We start from the raw sequence: 18,261 nt of genomic DNA, 5'->3' as shown, positions 1-18,261 counted from the left end.
AGCGGATCACTCGCCGCCGGCGTCTTCGATCGGAACCACGTCGCTGACGCGCTCGCGCAATTCCTTGCCCGGCTTGAAATGCGGCACGTGCTTGGCCGGCAGCGCCACCGAATCGCCGGTCTTGGGATTGCGCCCCAGGCGCGGCGGACGGTAGTGCAGCGAGAAGCTGCCGAACCCCCGGATCTCGATGCGTTCGCCCTGCGCCAGTGCGCCGCCCATCATCTCCAGCAGCGACTTCACCGCCAGATCGACATCGTCCGGCTTGAGGTGCGGCTGGCGGCGGGTCAGGATTTCGATGAGTTCGGATTTGGTCATCGGTCGCGTCGTCGGGACGATAGCCAACCATCGCCGGCCCGACGGATCGGGCCGGCGCGGCGTTCGCTTAGCCGATTACTCGGACTTGCCGCCCTCCAGCTGCGCGCGCAACAGCGCGCCCAGGCTGGTGGTGCCGGCAGCCGCTTCGGCGTTGGACTTGTTGTACTCGGCCAGCGCCTCGGCGGTCTCGGCTTCGTCCTTGGCCTTGATCGACAGTTGCAGGCTGCGGCCCTTGCGGTCCATGCCCACGAACTTGGCTTCGATCTTGTCGCCGACCTTCAGGTGCTGGCTGGCGTCGTCGATGCGCTCGTGGCTGATGTCGCGCGCGGAAACGTAGCCCTCGATGCCTTCGGCCAGTTCGATAACGGCGCCCTTGGCGTCGACTTCCTTGACCGTGCCTTCGACCTTCGAGCCCTTCGGATGCGCGGCCATGTACTGGCCGAACGGATCCTGCTCCATCTGCTTCACGCCCAGGCTGATGCGCTCGCGCTCCGGATCGACCGCCAGCACCACCGCATCGAGGGTGTCGCCCTTCTTGAAGTTGCGGGCCAGGTCCTCGCCGGTGGAGTTCCAGCTGATGTCGGACAGGTGGATCAGGCCGTCGATGCCGCCTTCCAGGCCGATGAAGATGCCGAAGTCGGTGATCGACTTGATCTGGCCGGAGACCTTGTCGCCCTTCTTGTGGGTGGCGGCGAAGGTTTCCCACGGATTGGCCATGACCTGCTTCATGCCCAGCGAGATGCGGCGGCGCTCTTCGTCGACGTCCAGCACCATCACTTCGACCTCGTCGCCGACCTGCACGACCTTCGACGGGTTGACGTTCTTGTTGGTCCAGTCCATCTCGGACACGTGGACCAGGCCTTCGACGCCCGGCTCGATCTCGACGAACGCGCCGTAGTCGGTGACGTTGGAGACCTTGCCGAACACGCGGCTGTTGGCCGGGTAGCGGCGCGAGATGTTGTCCCACGGATCCTCGCCCAGCTGCTTCAGGCCCAGCGAGACGCGGTTGCGCTCGCGGTCGTACTTCAGCACGCGCACGTCCAGTTCCTGGCCGACTTCGACCACTTCGGACGGATGGCGCACGCGCTTCCACGCCATGTCGGTGATGTGCAGCAGGCCGTCGATGCCGCCGAGGTCGACGAACGCGCCGTAGTCGGTCAGGTTCTTGACCACGCCCTTCAGCACGGCGCCTTCCTGCAGCTTCTCGATCAGCTGCTCGCGCTCCTCGCTGTGCTCGCTCTCGACGACGGCGCGGCGCGAGACCACGACGTTGTTGCGCTTGCGGTCCAGCTTGATGAGCTTGAACTCGAGTTCCTTGCCTTCCAGGTAGCCGGGATCGCGCACCGGGCGCACGTCGACCAGCGAGCCGGGCAGGAACGCGCGGACGTCCTTGATGTCGACGGTGAAGCCGCCCTTGACCTTGCCACTGATGCGGCCGGTGATGGTCTCGTTCTTCTCGAGGGCTTCCTCCAGCTCGTCCCACACCATCGCGCGCTTGGCCTTCTCGCGCGAGAGGACGGTTTCGCCGAAGCCGTTCTCGATGGAGTCCAGCGCCACCTTGACGGTGTCGCCGATGCCCACGTCGATCTCGCCGGCTTCGTTCCGGAACTGTTCGATCGGCACGATGCCTTCGGACTTCAGGCCGGCGTTGATCACGACAACGTCGTTGCGCACGTCGACGACGGTGCCGGTGACGATGGCGCCCGGCTTCAGCTTGGCCAGTTGGGTCTGGCTCTGTTCAAACAGTTCGGCAAAAGATTCAGTCATTGGTTGTTTACTCGGTTGATGAAACAGACCGCGGTCCCGCTTTCTGGCGGGGCGCCACGATCCACCCGTTTGCGGCCTTCGGCGGGATTGCCTGTCGGCCTGGATGTCGGAGTTGGAAAACCGGAGGGAGTCGTTCCCGCCGGGCCTGGCCTGCCGTCGCGAGGCCGGCCGGTCAGCCTTGCGGCTTCACGACCGCGAGCACGCGCGCGACGACTTCCTCGATGCCGAGGCCGGTGGTGTCGACGAGGACGGCGTCTTCGGCCGGCTTCAGGGGCGCCACCGGACGCTGGGCGTCGCGGGCGTCGCGGGCGAGGATCTCCCGCAGCAGACCGTCGATTGTGACTGAAACTCCTTTTTCTTTCAACTGCTTATACCGTCTTTCCGCCCTTTCTTCGGCGCTGGCGGTCAAAAACACCTTGTACGGCGCATCCGGGAAGATCACCGTGCCCATGTCGCGGCCGTCCGCGACCAGGCCCGGCGGGCGGCGGAAGGCCCGCTGGCGCTCCTTCAGCGCCGCCCGGACCTCGGGAATGGCGGCGATGGCCGAGGCCACGGCGCCGGTGGTTTCCAGCCGCAATTCATCGGTGGCATCGACCCCGTTGACGAGGACCCGGAGGTCCCCGGACGCGGTTTCGGCGAAATCGATGACGGTGTCGAAGGTGCAGCGGACCAGGGCCGAAGCGTCGGACAGGTCGATGTCGGCCCAGCTGGCCGCCACCCCGACCGCCCGGTACAGCGCGCCCGAGTCGAGGTAGTGCCAGCCGAGCCGGGTCGCGGCGAGGCGGCTGACGGTACCCTTGCCGGCACCGGAGGGGCCGTCGATGGTCAGGACGGGGACGGTTTCGGTCATCTGAAGGCCGCTTCGGGTTGGGGAAACCGGCAGATTATTGCCCAGACGGCAGCGTCCGGGCCGCATCCGCTCGGCCCGGCCCTGCAAATGCTTGATTCGACGAAGAAAGACCGGCTAGAATAGCGGGCTTCGCATTTTCGTCATCCCATCCACCCAACCGTTTCTGCCGAGGTTCCATCATGAAGGTCCTGTCCTCCCTGAAGTCGGCGAAGGCCCGCCACCGCGACTGCAAGGTCGTGCGCCGCCGCGGCAAGGTCTTCGTGATCTGCAAGTCGAACCCGCGTTTCAAGGCGCGCCAGCGCTGATCGCGGCTTCCGCTTGCCTCCTCGAAAAACCGCCCTCCGGGCGGTTTTTTGTTGCCGGGTTTTCGTGGGAACACGGCCGCGCGGGCATGCGCGGCCGGGGAACCGCCCGCGCCGCGCCGCGCATGGCGGTCGCGCCCGGGCACGCGCCTACGCAGGACTGGTTCGCTTTTTTCCTCCGCGGGTTTTGCTATAAAAGCCCGGTCTACCGGGGAGCCTTGCCATGAACCGTCGCATCTTTGCCCTGCCCTTTGCCGCCCTGATCGGCTGCGTCGCCACCAACGCCATTTCCGCCGACACGCTGCTGATCGACCGCGCGAACAAGCTCGCCGCCGCCGCACCGGTGCGTGGCCAGACCGCCCAGCAGGTGGTGGCCCGCTTCGGCGAGCCGCTGCAGAAACTGAACCCGGAAGGCGGCCAGAAGAAGCAGTGGCCGGTGATCAACCGCTGGGTGTACGCGGACTTCACCGTCTATTTCGAGAAGAACCGCGTGATCGACGTGGTCGCCAACAAGGCCAGCCCGGACGAGATCGGACCGAAGCCGCCGATCAGGTAATGGCTTTGCGCGGTTGGGGGAACCGCGAACATGCGACTTGCAAGCAAGCTCCTTGCGATAACGCTCGGGTTCGGGATGGCGGGCAGCGCGCTGCCGCACGGGGGCGGCCTGAACAAGGATGGCTGCCACTGGAACCGGAAGACCGGCGAATACCATTGCCATCGAAGCGGCGCATCGCCGATACGTCCATCACCCGCTTCCGGCAATCGCCTGGCTCCCTCTCCAGACCCGCCGCCACGGCCCAGGCCGAACTCCCGCGCCTTCGCCAACTGCGCCGAAGCGCGGGCAGCCGGCGCCGCGCCCGTACGCCGCGGCGACCCGGGCTACGGGCCGCATCTCGATCGCGACAACGACGGCATCGGCTGCGAACCCTATCGCGGGCGTTGACGACCCGGCTTGCCTTAAACTCTGCGCCCCCTTCTCCACGCAGTCGCCGCAGCCCATGACCACCGCCTTCCGTTTCCCCGCGGAGTGGGAAAACCAGTCCGCCGTCCTGATCGCGTGGCCGAACGAACACACCGACTGGGCGCCGCGGCTGGGCGAGGTCGAGGAAACCTACGTCGCCCTGGTCGCCGCGATCACCCGTTTCCAGCCGGTGGTGATCTGCGTGGCCGACGACGACCTGCAGACCTACGCCGAAGCGCGCCTGCGCTCGGCGCGCGTGCACATGGACAGCGTGCGCTTCGTATCCAACGTCGAATACGACGACACCTGGCTGCGCGACTCCGGCCCGATCACCCTGCGCCACGACTCCCGCTTCAAGCTGCTCGACTTCCGCTTCACCGGCTGGGGCGGCAAGTTCGAGGCCAGCCGCGACGACCTGCTGGTCGGCGAGCTGGCCGGAATGGACATCTTCCATAACTATTTCGTGCAAAGCATTGATTTTGCTTTGGAAGGTGGCGCCATAGAGACCGACGGCGACGGTACCCTGCTGACCACCTGGCGCTGCCTGCACGAACGCCACCCGGACGCCACGCGCGAGGAACTGACCGCCAAGCTGGCCGGCTGGCTGAACCAGGACCGCGTGCTGTGGCTGGACCACGGCTACCTGGAGGGCGACGACACCGATGCCCACATCGACACCCTCGCCCGCTTCGCCCCGGGCGACGCCATCGTGTTCCAGGCCTGCGACGACGCATCCGATTCCCACTACGCCGAACTGAAGGCGATGGCCGACGAGATCGCCGCGCTGCGCACCCGCGATGGCCGGCCTTACCGGCTGTTCCCGCTGCCGTGGGCGAAGCCGATCATCGACGAAGGCCGGCGCCTTGCCGCTTCCTACGCCAATTACCTGATCATCGACGGCGCGGTGCTGGTGCCCGCCTACGGCGACGCGGCCGACGCGAAGGCGGCGGAAGTGATCGCCGCCGCCTACCCGGGCCGCGAAGTCGTGCAGGTGCCGTGCCGGCCGCTGATCTGGCAGAACGGCTCGCTCCACTGCATCACCATGCAGCTTCCCGAAGGCCTCATATAGGCGGGCCGGAACCCGGCCCATGGATAGAATGCGCGCATGAACACCAAGACCCTGCCCGTCGCCCTGATCCAGGAAAGCAACCACGGCGACGCGGATGCCAACCTGGCCGTGATCGAAACCCGCGTGGCCGAGGCCGCGAAGCGCGGGGCGAAGCTGGTGCTGCTGCAGGAACTGCACAACGGCGCCTATTTCTGCCAGCACGAATCGGTCGACGAATTCGACCTGGCCGAACCGATTCCCGGCCCGTCGACCGAGCGCCTCGGCAAGCTGGCCAGGCAGCACGGCGTGGTGCTGGTCAGCTCGCTGTTCGAGCGCCGCGCCGCCGGGCTGTACCACAACACCGCGGTCGTGTTCGAAAAGGACGGCGGCATCGCCGGCAAGTACCGCAAGATGCACATCCCGGACGATCCGGGCTTCTACGAAAAGTTCTACTTCACCCCCGGCGACCTCGGCTTCCAGCCGATCGACACGTCGGTCGGCCGCCTCGGCGTGCTGGTGTGCTGGGACCAGTGGTACCCGGAAGCGGCGCGGCTGATGGCGCTGGCCGGCGCCGAACTGCTGCTCTACCCGACCGCGATCGGCTGGGACCCGTCCGACGAGCCCGCCGAGAAGAACCGCCAGCGCGACGCGTGGGTGCTCAGCCACCGCGGCCACGCCGTCGCCAACGGCCTGCCGGTGCTGTCGTGCAACCGCGTCGGCCACGAAGAGTCGCCGCTCGATGCGGCCGGCATCGACTTCTGGGGCAACAGCCACGTGCTCGGCCCGCAGGGCGAACTGCTGGCCGAAGCCGGCGGCGACGCGACGATCCTGAGCGCCGAGGTCGACCTCGGCCGCAGCGAACACGTGCGCCGGATCTGGCCGTTCCTGCGCGACCGCCGCATCGACGCCTACGATGGCCTGCTGAAGCGCTACCTCGACTGCCCCCGCCGTGAGCCCCATCGTCCGCAACGCCAGCGAAGCCGACGTTCCGGCGATCGCCGCGATCTATGCGGCCGAGGTGCGCGACTTCGTCAACACCTACGAATACGACGCCCCGGACGAAGCGGAAATGCGGGGGCGGATGCGCAACGTGCTCGCCGGCGGCTATCCATACATCGTCGCCGAACTCGGCGGCCAGGTCGTCGGCTACGCCTACGCCAGCAGCTTCCGTTCGCGCGCGGCCTACCGCTGGGTGGTGGAGAACTCGGTTTACGTCGCCGCCGGCCGGCAGGGCAAGGGCATCGGCGCGGCGTTGCTGCGGAAGCTGATCGCGGAATGCGAAGCCCGCGGCTTCCGGCAGATGGTCGCGGTGATCGGCGAGGCGGGCAACACCGCGTCGATCCGGCTGCACGAGCGCTTCGGCTTCCGCCACGTCGGCACCTTCCCGGGCATCGCGTGGAAGCACGACCGCTGGCTGGACACGGTGTTCATGCAGCGCGCGCTGGGCAAGGGCGACACTGCCGAACCGTCCGTCGGCTGACTCACCCAGACGCTTGCAGAATACGAACGGTCGTGCTTTTATTCGGACATGGCCCGGACCGGTATTGCCAGCAAGGGAGCCGCGACGCGTGAGGCGATCCTCGCGCACGCCTGCGCGCTGGCCCGCCTGCACGGGCTGGAAGGCCTGACCATCGGCAGCCTGGCCGAACAGGTCGGCATGTCGAAGAGCGGCGTGTTCGCCCACTTCGGTTCGCGCGAGGAACTGCAGATCGCAGTGCTGGACCACACCGCCGAACAGTTCGTGCAGCGCGTGCTGGCGCCGGCGCTGAAGCAACCGCGCGGGCTGGAGCGCCTGCGCTCGATCGTCGCGCATTGGTTCGACTGGGTGCGCCACGACGAGCAGGGGGAAGGCGGCTGCCTGTTCGCCGCCGCCGCCAGCGAATTCGACGACCGCCCCGGCCCCGTGCGCGACCGCCTGCTGCAGCACCTGCGGACCTGGCGCGAGGAACTGGCGCGCGCGGCGGCGCAAGCCATCGAAACCGGCGAACTCGCCGCCGATGCCGACCCCGCGCAGCTGGCGTTCGAAATCTACGGCATCGCCCTGGCCGTCCACCACGATGCCGGCATGGGCGGCATCGCCAGCGCCCAGGAACGCGGCCTGCGCGCCTACGCACGGCTGATCCAGGCCCACGCTCCCGCCCCTCCCCCCACCCGGTAACCACCGAGGAGTTCGCGATGGATGTTTCATGCTCAGAAAATAGCACGACCGTTCGTATTCAAGCCCGGCCGCAAACCGGCGCCTGGCTGAAACCGGACTGGCGCCTGTCCCTGCTGCGCGCGGGCATGCGCTCGCTGGGGAGAATCAGCACGCCGCTTGCGGCCAGGGCGATGGACCGTGCCTGGTTTTCCGCGCCGCGCACGCGTCCCCGCCCCGCTGCACAGACCTGCCTGGACCGGGGCGAACGTTTCGCGCTCGACGTCCACGGCCGCCGCGTGGTCGCCTGGTCGTGGGGCGAGGCAGGCCCGGCGGTGTTGCTGCTGCATGGCTGGGGCGGCCATGCCGGGCAGATGCACGCCTTCGTCGCGCCACTGCGCGAAGCCGGATTCCGCGTCGTCGCCTTCGACGCGCCGGCGCACGGCGCCTCCGATCGCAGCCGTCTGGGCGGGCGCCGGGTGACCTTCTTCGAAATCGCCGAAGCCCTGCGCACGGTCGCGGCGGCGGCCGGGCCGCTGGCCGGTCTCGTCGCGCACTCCGGTGGCTGTGCCGCCGCCGCGCTGGCGATGCGCGAAGGCTGGGAAGCGCCGACGCAACTGGCCTTCGTATCGCCCTTCGCCGTGCCCTCCGAAACGATCGACGATTTCGCCACCGCGATCGGCGCCAGCGAGGACGTCACCGCCCGCTTCAGCGCCGGCGTCGAACGCCGCTTCGGGCGCCCGTGGTCGCATTTCGACATCCCGAACCTGCCGGAACGACTCAAGCACCGCGCGCTGCTGGTGGTCCACGATGCCGAAGACCGGGAAGTGCCGTTCGCGCACGGTCGGGCGCTGGTGGACAGCTGGCCGCGGGCACGGTTGCTGACCACGCACGGCCTGGGCCATCGCCGCCTGCTGCAGGATCCGGACGTGGTCGCGCAAGTGGCCGGGTTCTTCGCGCCGGCACGGCAGGCCTGGCCCGGACCGGAGGCCTCGTCGCCGGGTAGCGCGCGCCACGAGCTCGACCTCGCCTACGAAACCAGCGGCCTGGGCCCGCGCCACGGCCCCGGCTGAACCCGCGGAGGCTGCGGCTTTCCTTGCCTGCGCCGACCCACTACCCTGTCGTCCTGTCTTCCGCTGTACCGATCCGACGGCGCCGCAAGGCGCCGTCGCCGTTCCTCCGCAGGAAAATCCGCTTGCACGCCACCGAAACCCCGGACACGCACCTTCAGCCCGGCCTCGCCGGCCAGCCGCACCGCATCGTCGAGCGCGATGGCGTGCGCTACACCCTGCTCGGCACCGCGCACGTGTCGAAGGCCAGCGTCGACGCGGTGCGCGGAGCGGTCGCCAGCGGCGCCTTCGACACCGTCGCGGTGGAACTCGACGCCGGCCGCCTGCAGGCGCTGACCGACCCGGATTCGATGGCGAAGCTCGACCTGGTCCAGGTGATCCGCGACGGCAAGACCGCGATGTTCGCCGCCAACCTCGCCCTTGCCGCCTACCAGCGCCGCCTCGCCGAGCAGCTCGGCGTCGAACCCGGCGCGGAACTGAAGGCCGCCGCGCACGACGCGCGCGAACGCGGCCTGGCCCTGCACCTGATCGACCGCGAGGTCGGCCTGACCTTCAAGCGCGCGCGGCAGAAACTCGGCTGGTGGGACCGCGCCAAGCTCGGCGGCGGCATCCTCGCGGCGCTGTTCGTCGACGAGGAAGTCGCCAACGACGAGATCGAAAAACTCAAGCAGGGCGACCTGCTGGAAGCCAGCTTCGGCGAATTCGCCGGCGGCAACCCGGCGCTGTACGAAGCCGTCATCGCCGAGCGCGACCGCTACATGGCCGCGCGCCTGCGCGAGTCCGCGGACGCGGCCTCGGGCGCCCGCGAAGTGCTGGCCGTGGTCGGCGCCGGCCACCTCGCCGGCATGGCGAAGCATCTCGCCGAAGACCGCGCTGCGCCCGATGCGGTCAAGCGCGAACTGGAGGCGGTGAAGCCGAAGTCGCGCGTGCCGTGGATGGAACTGGCCATCGCCGCGTTCCTGCTCGGCGGCTTCGCCTGGGGCTTCTGGAAGGGCGGCGTCGACGTCGGCGCCGACCTGATCGTGCAATGGGTGCTGGCCACCGGCATCCTCGGCGCGATCGGTTGCGCCATCGCCGGCGGACATCCGCTGAGCATCCTTTCCGCCTTCGTCGCCTCGCCGCTGACTCCGCTGCACCCGGCGCTGGCTTCTGGCACGGTCAGCGCCTTCGTCGAAGCGACGCTGCGCAAGCCGACCTACGCCGATTTCCTGGCCCTGCGCGACGACGTCAACACGGTCAGGGGCTGGTGGAGGAACCGCGTGGCGCGGGTGCTGCTGAACTTCTTCCTGACCAGCCTCGGCACCGCCATCGGCGTGTGGACCGGCGGGCTGCGCATGCTGGGCAAGCTGGTCTGAACGCGGATTCCTGGCCCGCGTCCGGCCAGCGCCACGCCCCCCAGGGCAATAGTCGCACCCAAGACGATCTCGATGCCGCCGCAGGCCGGATCGCGGAAAGTTCCAGCCGCACCCGCAATGGAGCATCGGAAAGGCCCGCGGCGCCCCTCGTCGCCGCGTGCCGTCATGCACCCTCTTCGGCCATTGCCGCTCCCGCCGCGGCCCTGTTGCCGCGCGCCTTCGCCGCCAGCCGCTTCGAGCCGTTGCGGATGTCGTCCAGGATCGCGTAGATGGTCGGCAGGAACAGCAGACTGACCACGGTCGAGAACGCCAGCCCGCCGGCGATGGCGCGCGCCATCGGGAAGTACGGCGGCATGCCGCGCGCGGTCTCGGTGTTCAGCGCGATCGGGATCATCGCCAGGATCGCGGTGCCCATGGTCATCATGATCGGGCGCAACCGCTCGCGGCTGCCTTCGATCAGCGCCTCGGTGCGCGGCAGGCCGCGCCGGCGCAGGTTGTTGATGTGCTCGATCATCACGATGCCGTTGTTCACCACCACACCCATCAGCACCAGGATGCCGATCACCGCCATGATGTTCATCTCGGTGCCGGTGATCCAGAACAGCCAGTACACGCCGAAGATGGAGAACACCACGCAGGACATGATCGCCAGCGGGAACAGCAGCGACTCGAACACCGCGGCCATGATCACCACCATCAGCACCAGGGCGATGCCGATGCTCCTCATCATCTGCGACATGCCGTCGAAGTTGATGTTGAAGCCGCCGGTGTTGAAGGTGTAGCCGTAGCCGGGCGGGAACTGCACGCCCTTGAGCATCGTCTCGATCTCCTTGCGCGCCTCGTCCATCGGCACGTCCTTGGCCAGCCCCGCTTCCACCCGCAGCATGGTCTGCCGGTTCAGGCGCTGGATCGACGTGGCCGACGGCGTCACGCCGACGTTGACCATCGCCAGCAACGGCACTTCCTGGCCGCTCGGGGTGCGCACCATGAAGGTGGACAGGTCCTCGATGGCGTAGTCCTCGGAACCGGCGAAACGCACGTTGACCGGGATTTCCACGTCGCCGCGGTGGAAATCGCGCAGGCTCGATCCGCGCAGGGCCATGCCGATGAACTGCGCCACTTGCTGGGCGCTGAAGCCGTAGGCGGCGGCGCGTTCGCGGTCCACCTGCACCGTCAGCTCGGTGTTGGCGTCGCCGGTGTCCACGCGCACGTCGCGCAGCTTCGGATTGCGCGACAGCATCGGCACGATGTCGTCGGACAGTTCCTTCAGCGTCTGGCTGGAATCGCCGATCAGGCTGAACTTGATGCCCTGCCCCTGGTTGCCCATGTCGCCGGGCCAGCCGATGCCGATGTTGGCGCGCGCCGATTTCGGCAGGCCCTTGCGCACCTGTTCCTGGATCTGCTTGCTCTGTTCGGGGTCCTTGACCCCGTCCAGGTACAGGCGGGTCGAGGCCCAACCCTGCTCGCTGTAACGGCTGTAGACCTGCTTGATCCTGAATTCCTGGCGGTGGGCGTTGACGAAGTCCTCGACCTTGGCCACTTCCTTGCCCATGTCCTCCTTCGAGTACGCGCCGCGCCACTGGTAGAAGATGTTGATTTCCGTGGGGTCGCTATCGTCGCCGCCGCCCTTGGTCATCTTCATCGGCACGACGCTGAGCGCGGTGATCAGGGCGATGCCCGCCACGCTCCAGCCGCGGTGGTCCAGGGTCCAGCGCAGTACGCGCGCGTAGCGTTGCTGCAGGCCGGCGATCCACGGCGACTTCAGCGCCGGCGGCGTCCGCATGCGCGCCGACAGCATCGGGATCAGGCTGATCGCGACCAGCCACGAAGCCAGCAGCGATACCGAGATGGTCACTGCCAGCTGGGCCAGGTAGATGCTGATGATGTTCTTCTCGCCGAACAGCATCGGCAGGAACACCACGCAGTGGCACAGGGTGCCGGCGGACAGGGCGATGGCGACGTGGCGGGTGCCGACGATCGAGGCCAGCCACGGCTTGTCCGGATAGCGCTCGCGCTCCTGGTAGATGCTTTCGACCACGACCACCGCGTTGTCCACCAGCATGCCGACCGCCAGCAGCAGGCCCATCATCGACAGGATGTTGAGGGTGATCCCGGCGAAGTACATGAAGCCGAGGGTCATGACGAAGCAGATCGGGATGGCCGTGGTCACCATCAGCGTGGACGGCCAATGGCGCAGGAAGGCGTACAGCACGATGACCGACAGCACCAGGCCGATGCCGCCGGCCTCGGCCAGCGCCAGCAGCGACGCGGTCACCGCCGCGCCCTGGTCCCAGGCGGTTTCGATGGCGATACCCTGCAGGGCGGGATCGGCCTCGAGCTGCTTCAACTCCTCGCGGATGTTGCGCGACAGGTCCACCAGGTTGGCGGCGCGTTCCTTGTAGATGTCCACGCCCACGCTGGGCTTGCCGTCCATCTTGCGCACGTAGTTCATCCGCTGCGGTTGCAGCGAGACCTCGGCGATGTCGGAAAGCCGCGTGCCGGCGTTGCCGATGGGCAGGTCGCGCAGCTGCTGCAACTCCAGCAGTTCGCCCTTGGGCTGGACGCGCAGGCGCTGCCCGGCCTCGGTGATCTGTCCGGCGGAGACCGAGAAGTTCGCCGCCTGCAGCTTCTGCACCAGGTCGTTCAGGGCCACGCCGTGCGCGCTGAGCCGGTCCTTGTCCAGCGCCACCAGCACTTCCTGTTTGGCCACGCCCTCCACTTCGACGCGGGCCACGCCGGGCAGGCGCTCCAGGCGCTGCTTGATGGTGCGCTCGATCAGGTCCGCGCGCGCGGTCAGGTCGGTTTCGCTGGTCAGGCGCAGGCTGATCGCCTCCTGGTCGCTGGTGCTCCAGCGCTGCACGTAATAGCGGCGGAAATCGTCGGGCAACTGGTCGCGGATCGCGTCGATGCGCTCGCGCGCGTCCGAGGCCGCGATGGCGATGTCCTTGCCCCAGTCGGAGAACTCGACCTGCACCGAGGCGCCCTCGGCGTTGGCGCGCGAGTTCATCGTCTTGATCCCGGACATCGTCGACAGCGCTTCCTCCACCGGGCGCAGGATGTTGCGCTCGACCTCTTCCGGCGTGGAGCCGGCGTACGGCAGCGAGACGAAGAAGAACGGGATGGTGGCTTCCGGTTCGGCTTCCAGCGGCAGGCGGAACGAGGCGATCAGGCCGATCGCCACCATCGACACGAACAGCATGATCGTGGTGACCGGGCGGCGGATCGACAGTTCGGTGATGTTCATCCGCTCACCCCTTCAAGGGATCATGGTCGTGGGCGAGGACCTCGGCGACCTGCGCGGCGGCGTTGCGCGCGCGGCGGCCGCGCTCGGCGTAGTACTCGTCCGGCTTGCGGTCCAGCAGGTCGTAGACGATCGGGATCACCACCAGGGTCAGCATGGTCGACACCAGCAGGCCGCCGATCACGGTGATGGCCATGGGACTGCGCACTTCCGCGCCTTCGCCGAAGGCCAGCGCCAGCGGCAGGAAGCCGAACACCGCGCACAGCGTGGTCATCATGATCGGGCGCAGTCGCGAGCGCGCGCCCTCCACCAGCGCCTCGCGCTTGGCCACGCCTTCCTCGCGCAACTGGTTGACCTTGTCGATCAGGATGATCGCGTTCTTCACCACCAGGCCAACCAGCAAGATCAGGCCGATGAAGACGACCACCGACACCGGCGATCCGGTCATCGCCAGCGCGCCGACCGCGCCGACCAGCGCCAGCGGGATGGTGAACAGGATCACGAACGGGTGCAGCAGCGACTCGAACTGCGAGGCCATCACCAGGTAGACCAGGAACACCGCCAGGCCGAACGCGAACAGCAGCGACTTGATCGACTCGCCCAGTTCCTCGCCCTGGCCGCCGATGCGCATGCCGACCTCCGCGCCGAGCGGGTTCTCGGCCACCATCTTCTCCACCTCGATGACCGCCGCGCCCAGGTCGATGTCGCGCAGGTTGGCCGAGACGATCGCGACGCGGCGCTGGTCGGCGCGGTGGATTTCGCTGGGGCCGGTGGTCGAAACCACGTCGGCGACCGAGGCCAGCTCCACCGGCGCGCTGCCCGTGGGGTTCACGATCAGGCGACGGATGTCGTCGACCGAGGAGCGCTCGGACTCCTGCACGCGCACCAGCACGTCGATCTTGCGGTCGCGGAAGCTGTAGCGGGTGGCGACGTTGCCGCGCACCTTGTTGACCACCGCATCGGCGATCTGGCGCGTGGTCAGGCCCATCGCGGCGGCGCGGTCCTGGTCGAACACCACCTGGATTTCCGGGAAGCCCTGCTCCACGGTCGACTTGACGTCGGCGTAGTGCGGACTGTTGCGCAGCATGCCGGCGAGCTTGTTGCCGGCCACGCGGATCGCCTCGAGGTCGTTGCCTTCGATCTCGATTTCCAGCGGCGGCGACAGCGAGAACAGCTCCGGACGGGCGAAGTCGACCTGCGCGGCGGGATACGCCTTCAGCGTTTCGCGCAGCTTGTCGGTCAGCTCCGCCTCGCGCGAGGTGTCGTCCATCACCACCGTCAGCTTGCCGATGTTCTCGCCGCTTTCGGTCGGGCTGGCGTCCAGCCGCGTGCCGGTGCCGGACACGCCGTACAGCAGGCGCACGCCGTCCTCCTTCGCATGCTTCTGCTGCACGTCGCGGATCAGCGCGTCGGTCTGCGCCAGCGGCGTGCCCGGCGGCAGCTTGGCGGTCATCTCGAAGCGGTCCTGCGCCAGCTGCGGGATCAGGTCGGCGCCGAGGAACGGCAACACCACCAGGGTCAGCGCGAACGCCAGCGCCGCGCCGCCCAGCACCCGCCCCGGCCGGCCCAGCGCGGCGGGAAGGATCCGCAGGTAGGCGGCTTCGGCGCGGTGGTACGGCGCCATCGCCAGGTCGCTGGCCTTGCGCATCACCGGCCCGACCACGGCGGCGATGCCGCGGAAGACGCGCACCACCGACCACGCCGCGCCGAAGAAGATGCCCTTGAACACCGCGACGAAGCCGCGGCGCGCGAAAGCCGCCGGCCGCTTCCATTTCTGCTCCGGCTGCCAGCGCCCGCGCGGCGCCTCTTCCGGGAATTCCAGCGGCGGGCGGCCCTTCAGCGCGCTGAGCATCGGGATCAGCGTCATCGACACCACCAGCGACACCGCGATGGCGATCGCCACGGTCAGCGCCTGGTCGCGGAACAGCTGCCCGGCGATGCCCTGCACGAACACCAGCGGCAGGAACACCGCGATCGTGGTCAGGGTGGAGGCGACTACGGCCATGAACACTTCGCGGGTGCCGGCGATGGCCGCGTCGAGGATGCCGAGGCCGCGCTCGCGCGCCTTGGCGATCGATTCGAGCACGACGATGGAGTCGTCGACGACCAGGCCCGTCGCCAGGGCCAGGCCGCCCAGCGACATCACGTTCAGGCTCAGGCCGAGCTGGCCCATGAAGAAGAACGTGGTGATGATCGACACCGGCAACGACAACGAGATGACGAAGGTGCTCCAGCCGTCCTTGAGGAACAGGAAGATGATCAGGATCGACAGCAGGCCGCCGATCACCGCATCGACCTTCACGTCGCTGATCGCGTGGCGGATGAACACCGACTGGTCCTCGACCACGGACATCTCGATGTCCTTGGGCATCTGTTCGCGGATCAGCTTCAGGCGCGCTTCCAGCGCATCCGCGGTCGACACCGTGTTGGCGTCGCCTTCCTTGTAGATCGCCAGCTCCACCGCCTCGTGGCCGCCGCTGCGGATCACCGCCTCGCGTTCCTTGTAGCCCTGGCGCACGTCGGCCACGTCCTTCAGCCGCACCACCGGCGTGGCGCCGCCGGACCCGTTCCCGCGCAGCGCCGCGATCACGTTCGGGTCGCGGCTGCCGAGGATCGCCGACATCAGCTGCGCGTTGTCGCCGGTCGAGGACGCGCTCGAGCCGCCGGCCGTGGTCAGCAGCATCTCGCGCATCTGCTCGACCGTGGCGAACTGGTTGACCGTGCGCACCAGGTAGCGCTGCGAACCTTCTTCCAGGCGGCCGCCGGACAGGTTGACGTTTTCCTGCTGCAGGCGCTGGATCACGTTGTCCAGCGACAGGCCCAGCTGGGCCAGCCGGCGCTGGTCGATGTCGACCTGGATTTCGTCCTCCAGGCCGCCGCCGACCTTGACCGCGGCCACGCCGCTGACCGGCTCGAGCTTGCGCTTGAGGTCTTCGTCGGCGTAGCGGCGCAATTCCATCAGCCGGCGGATCGCGTCGGCCTCGCCGCCGCCTTCCTGCTTCGACGACAGCGCCAGGCGCATGATCGGCTGCGTGGACGGATTGAAGCGCAGCAGCACCGGCGGCTTCGCGTCCAGCGGCAGCTGCAGCGTCTCCATCTTGTCGCGCACGTCCAGGCCGGCCTGCTCCATGTCCGTGCCCCAGGCGAACTCGAGCACCACGTCGCTCTGCCCGGTGCGCGAGATCGACTTGAGCTTGCGCAGGCCCTTGACGATGCCCAGCGCCTCCTCGGCCGGTCGCGAGATCAGGGTTTCGACTTCCGCAGGCGCGGCGCCTTCGTAGTCGGTGCGCACGGTCAGCGTGGGATAGCTCAGGTCCGGCAGCAGTTCGACCTTCAGGCTCGACAGCGAGATCAGGCCGAACAGCACCAGGGTCAGCGTCATCATCGCGATGGTGACGCGACGGCGCGTGGCGAATTCGACCAGGTTGAAGCCGCCGGGCGCGGCCAACGGATCGTGCGGCACGTGGTCGCCGTGCCCGTGTCCCCCGGAAGCCGGCGCCGTCATTGCGCGGCCTGTGCGGGAACGGCCGACTTGCCGTCGCCGGCCTTTGCGGTCGCCTTCGCGGCCGCGGGCTTGGCCCCGGCGGCGCCGAGCACCTGCACCGCGCTGCCTTCGCGCAACGCGGCCTTGCCGGCGACGACCACGGCGTCGCCTTCCTTCAGCCCTTCGCGCACCTCGATCCAGCCGGCGTCGTCGTAACCCAGCTTCAGGCTGGCGCGCTGCGCCTTGTCGTCGCGGACCACGTACACCGCCGGGTCGCCGCCGTCCTCGAGCAAGGCGTTGCGCGGCACCACCAGCGCGTCGGCGCGCTGGTCGTAGTTGATGCTCAGGCGGCTGAACATGCCCGCCTGCAGTTCGCCATCGCCGGCGAACGCGGCGACCACGCGGAAGGTGCCCTTGCCGGTGTCGATCACCGGCGACACGCGGTCCACGGTGCCGGTGAACAGCCGGCCCGGCAGCGCGTCGGCGGTCAACGTCACCTTCTGCCCCGGCTCGAGCTTGGCGATCTCGCGCTCGGGCACGTTGAGCGTGGCCTCGAGCCGGCTGCTGTCGACGATGCGGATGATCGGCGAGTTGATCTGCACGAAGTTGCCCGGCTTGATGTCGCGCGAGGCGATCACGCCGGAAATCGGCGCGGTGACCGTGGTGTAGGACAGTTCCAGCTTGGCCGAGTTGTACTGGGCGCGGGCATTGGCCAAGTTGTACTTGATCTCGTCCAGGTCGTTGGCGCTGATCATCTGCTGCGCGACCAGCTTCTGCGCGCGCGCATAGCTGTTCTCCAGCTTGAGCATCTGCGCCTCGGCCTGGGCCACGGCCAGGCGGGCGCGGTCGGGATCCAGGCGCACCAGCGGCTGCCCGGCCTTGACCTGCTGGCCTTCCTCGACGAGTACCGCCAGGGCCACGCCGGAAGTCTTGGCGACGACCTGCGATTCCGCCCGCGGCTCCAGGGTGGCGGTGTTGGCGTAGCTGGCGGCGATGGCGCGGCGCTCGGCCTTGGCCACTTCCACCGGCACCGCATCCGGGCCCTTGTCGGCCTCGCCGGGCTTGCCGGCGCCTTCGCCGCCCTTGCCCGCCTTGCAGGCGCTCAGGGCGAATGCCCCGGTCAGGGCGATCAGGGTGAAAACTAGTGTTCGCAGGGGGAGCCGACGGGGCAGGCGGGCGGACGGAAGCATGGGTGGGGACCGTTGTTTAGGTGTTGTATCAAGGTATATCACTCGACCGCGGTGATTCTCATGCCGAAGGTAATGGTGACTTGCGATGGGAAGTCTGCTTGCGCCTCTTCGTTATCCGGCCGGGTGGACCTTCAAGCCGTTTGCCATCCCGGTAATGGACGCGGAAAGCGCGGAAAGCGTTGCAGGCGTGCACCGGCAACCACGCGTTGCCGGGCACCGCGGCATGGCCCGGCGCCGTGCGGAATCGCGATCGAAGCCGACAGCCTACCGCTACCGTGGCGGTCTTCGTGAACGGCAGGCTATACTCGCCCGCAGCCAAGTGCCGCGGTGGACGCGGCGCGCGCAAATCGGGAAATCCGGAAACACGACATGATGCGACCGCTGCCGTTCGCCGTTTGTCTTGCCCTGGCCGCCACGCTTCCGATGGCCGCCCTCACCGCCCCCCAGCAATCCGCCCCGGTCTCTTACACACCTCTGACTCTCCCGAAGAAGTGGAGAGACGGCCGCTAGGAGGGTACCTCATTACTCTACCAGACAAATATGA

At 68.3% G+C, this 18,261-nt stretch carries 14 protein-coding genes and 1 pseudogene; 9 read left to right on the top strand and 6 right to left on the bottom strand.

Translation table 11 applies throughout. The features are described from left to right. Window positions 1-6: 6 nt before the first annotated feature. The 3 genes from CSC71_RS10775 to cmk all read right to left on the bottom strand — a co-directional run bounded on the left by CSC71_RS10775 (window position 7) and on the right by cmk (window position 2,932). Window positions 7-315 carry an integration host factor subunit beta gene (locus CSC71_RS10775; protein ID WP_162374380.1) on the bottom strand — a complete coding sequence of 103 codons (309 nt, stop codon included), beginning with the start codon at window positions 313-315 and terminating at the stop codon, window positions 7-9. Window positions 316-390: 75 nt separating this feature from the next. Continuing rightward, window positions 391-2,082: a 30S ribosomal protein S1 gene (rpsA, locus tag CSC71_RS10770; protein WP_162374379.1), complete on the bottom strand. Its 1,692-nt coding sequence runs from the start codon at window positions 2,080-2,082 to the stop codon at window positions 391-393. Window positions 2,083-2,254: 172 nt separating this feature from the next. After that, window positions 2,255-2,932 (bottom strand): (d)CMP kinase, encoded by a 678-nt coding sequence (cmk, locus tag CSC71_RS10765; RefSeq protein ID WP_162374378.1) that lies wholly within the window; start codon window positions 2,930-2,932, stop codon window positions 2,255-2,257. Between the two features lie 179 nt (window positions 2,933-3,111). On the opposite strand from cmk, the gene ykgO reads away from it, so the two are divergent. The 9 genes and pseudogenes from ykgO to CSC71_RS10720 all read left to right on the top strand — a co-directional run bounded on the left by ykgO (window position 3,112) and on the right by CSC71_RS10720 (window position 9,802). After that, window positions 3,112-3,237, top strand: a complete 126-nt coding sequence (ykgO, locus tag CSC71_RS10760; RefSeq protein WP_010342887.1) for a type B 50S ribosomal protein L36 — start codon at window positions 3,112-3,114, stop codon at window positions 3,235-3,237. 220 nt (window positions 3,238-3,457) lie between these two features. After that, window positions 3,458-3,790, top strand: coding sequence for a hypothetical protein (locus CSC71_RS10755; RefSeq protein ID WP_162374377.1), 333 nt, complete (start codon window positions 3,458-3,460; stop codon window positions 3,788-3,790). Window positions 3,791-3,820: 30 nt separating this feature from the next. Beyond that, window positions 3,821-4,177, top strand: coding sequence for an excalibur calcium-binding domain-containing protein (locus CSC71_RS15710; protein WP_162374376.1), 357 nt, complete (start codon window positions 3,821-3,823; stop codon window positions 4,175-4,177). A 55-nt stretch (window positions 4,178-4,232) separates the two neighbouring features. Further along, window positions 4,233-5,264, top strand: coding sequence for an agmatine deiminase family protein (locus CSC71_RS10745; RefSeq protein ID WP_162374375.1), 1,032 nt, complete (start codon window positions 4,233-4,235; stop codon window positions 5,262-5,264). Between the two features lie 36 nt (window positions 5,265-5,300). Next, a pseudogene (locus CSC71_RS10740) lies at window positions 5,301-6,182 on the top strand (carbon-nitrogen hydrolase); the annotation flags it as partial. Between the two features lie 10 nt (window positions 6,183-6,192). After that, the gene (locus tag CSC71_RS10735; RefSeq protein ID WP_162374424.1) at window positions 6,193-6,723 is read left to right on the top strand and encodes a GNAT family N-acetyltransferase; all 531 of its coding nucleotides are present in this window, start codon (window positions 6,193-6,195) and stop codon (window positions 6,721-6,723) included. Between the two features lie 48 nt (window positions 6,724-6,771). Beyond that, window positions 6,772-7,401: a TetR/AcrR family transcriptional regulator gene (locus tag CSC71_RS10730; protein WP_162374374.1), complete on the top strand. Its 630-nt coding sequence runs from the start codon at window positions 6,772-6,774 to the stop codon at window positions 7,399-7,401. A 170-nt stretch (window positions 7,402-7,571) separates the two neighbouring features. Further along, the gene (locus CSC71_RS10725; protein ID WP_162374373.1) at window positions 7,572-8,450 is read left to right on the top strand and encodes an alpha/beta hydrolase; all 879 of its coding nucleotides are present in this window, start codon (window positions 7,572-7,574) and stop codon (window positions 8,448-8,450) included. A gap of 116 nt (window positions 8,451-8,566) precedes the next feature. Further along, the gene (locus tag CSC71_RS10720; RefSeq protein WP_162374423.1) at window positions 8,567-9,802 is read left to right on the top strand and encodes a TraB/GumN family protein; all 1,236 of its coding nucleotides are present in this window, start codon (window positions 8,567-8,569) and stop codon (window positions 9,800-9,802) included. Between the two features lie 163 nt (window positions 9,803-9,965). Here CSC71_RS10720 and CSC71_RS10715 read toward each other — a convergent pair whose 3' ends face one another. The 3 genes from CSC71_RS10715 to CSC71_RS10705 are packed head-to-tail and all read right to left on the bottom strand — an operon-like array spanning window position 9,966 to window position 17,717. Next, window positions 9,966-13,046: an efflux RND transporter permease subunit gene (locus CSC71_RS10715; protein WP_162374372.1), complete on the bottom strand. Its 3,081-nt coding sequence runs from the start codon at window positions 13,044-13,046 to the stop codon at window positions 9,966-9,968. A gap of 4 nt (window positions 13,047-13,050) precedes the next feature. Further along, window positions 13,051-16,548, bottom strand: coding sequence for an efflux RND transporter permease subunit (locus CSC71_RS10710; RefSeq protein ID WP_162374371.1), 3,498 nt, complete (start codon window positions 16,546-16,548; stop codon window positions 13,051-13,053). Further along, window positions 16,545-17,717 (bottom strand): efflux RND transporter periplasmic adaptor subunit, encoded by a 1,173-nt coding sequence (locus CSC71_RS10705; RefSeq protein WP_162374370.1) that lies wholly within the window; start codon window positions 17,715-17,717, stop codon window positions 16,545-16,547. Before CSC71_RS10705 ends, CSC71_RS10710 begins: the two co-directional genes overlap by 4 nt. Window positions 17,718-18,261 lie beyond the last annotated feature (544 nt).

This window comes from Pseudoxanthomonas sangjuensis, from assembly GCF_010211755.1.
Taxonomy (GTDB): domain Bacteria; phylum Pseudomonadota; class Gammaproteobacteria; order Xanthomonadales; family Xanthomonadaceae; genus Pseudoxanthomonas_A; species Pseudoxanthomonas_A sangjuensis.
The sequence above is the reverse complement of the archived record's forward strand: the minus strand, read 5'-3'. Positions and strand labels throughout refer to the sequence as shown.

Excerpts from the sequence above, each read along its gene's own strand:
- CSC71_RS10710 (WP_162374371.1), bottom strand. The coding sequence starts at position 16,548 with ATGACGGCGCCGGCTTCCGGGGGACACGGGCACGGCGACCACGTGCCG.
- CSC71_RS10715 (WP_162374372.1), bottom strand. The coding sequence starts at position 13,046 with ATGAACATCACCGAACTGTCGATCCGCCGCCCGGTCACCACGATCATG.
- CSC71_RS10725 (WP_162374373.1), top strand. The coding sequence starts at position 7,572 with ATGGACCGTGCCTGGTTTTCCGCGCCGCGCACGCGTCCCCGCCCCGCT.
- CSC71_RS15710 (WP_162374376.1), top strand. The coding sequence starts at position 3,821 with ATGCGACTTGCAAGCAAGCTCCTTGCGATAACGCTCGGGTTCGGGATG.
- ykgO (WP_010342887.1), top strand. The coding sequence starts at position 3,112 with ATGAAGGTCCTGTCCTCCCTGAAGTCGGCGAAGGCCCGCCACCGCGAC.
- CSC71_RS10745 (WP_162374375.1), top strand. The coding sequence starts at position 4,233 with ATGACCACCGCCTTCCGTTTCCCCGCGGAGTGGGAAAACCAGTCCGCC.
- rpsA (WP_162374379.1), bottom strand. The coding sequence starts at position 2,082 with ATGACTGAATCTTTTGCCGAACTGTTTGAACAGAGCCAGACCCAACTG.
- CSC71_RS10705 (WP_162374370.1), bottom strand. The coding sequence starts at position 17,717 with ATGCTTCCGTCCGCCCGCCTGCCCCGTCGGCTCCCCCTGCGAACACTA.
- cmk (WP_162374378.1), bottom strand. The coding sequence starts at position 2,932 with ATGACCGAAACCGTCCCCGTCCTGACCATCGACGGCCCCTCCGGTGCC.
- CSC71_RS10755 (WP_162374377.1), top strand. The coding sequence starts at position 3,458 with ATGAACCGTCGCATCTTTGCCCTGCCCTTTGCCGCCCTGATCGGCTGC.
- CSC71_RS10775 (WP_162374380.1), bottom strand. The coding sequence starts at position 315 with ATGACCAAATCCGAACTCATCGAAATCCTGACCCGCCGCCAGCCGCAC.
- CSC71_RS10730 (WP_162374374.1), top strand. The coding sequence starts at position 6,772 with ATGGCCCGGACCGGTATTGCCAGCAAGGGAGCCGCGACGCGTGAGGCG.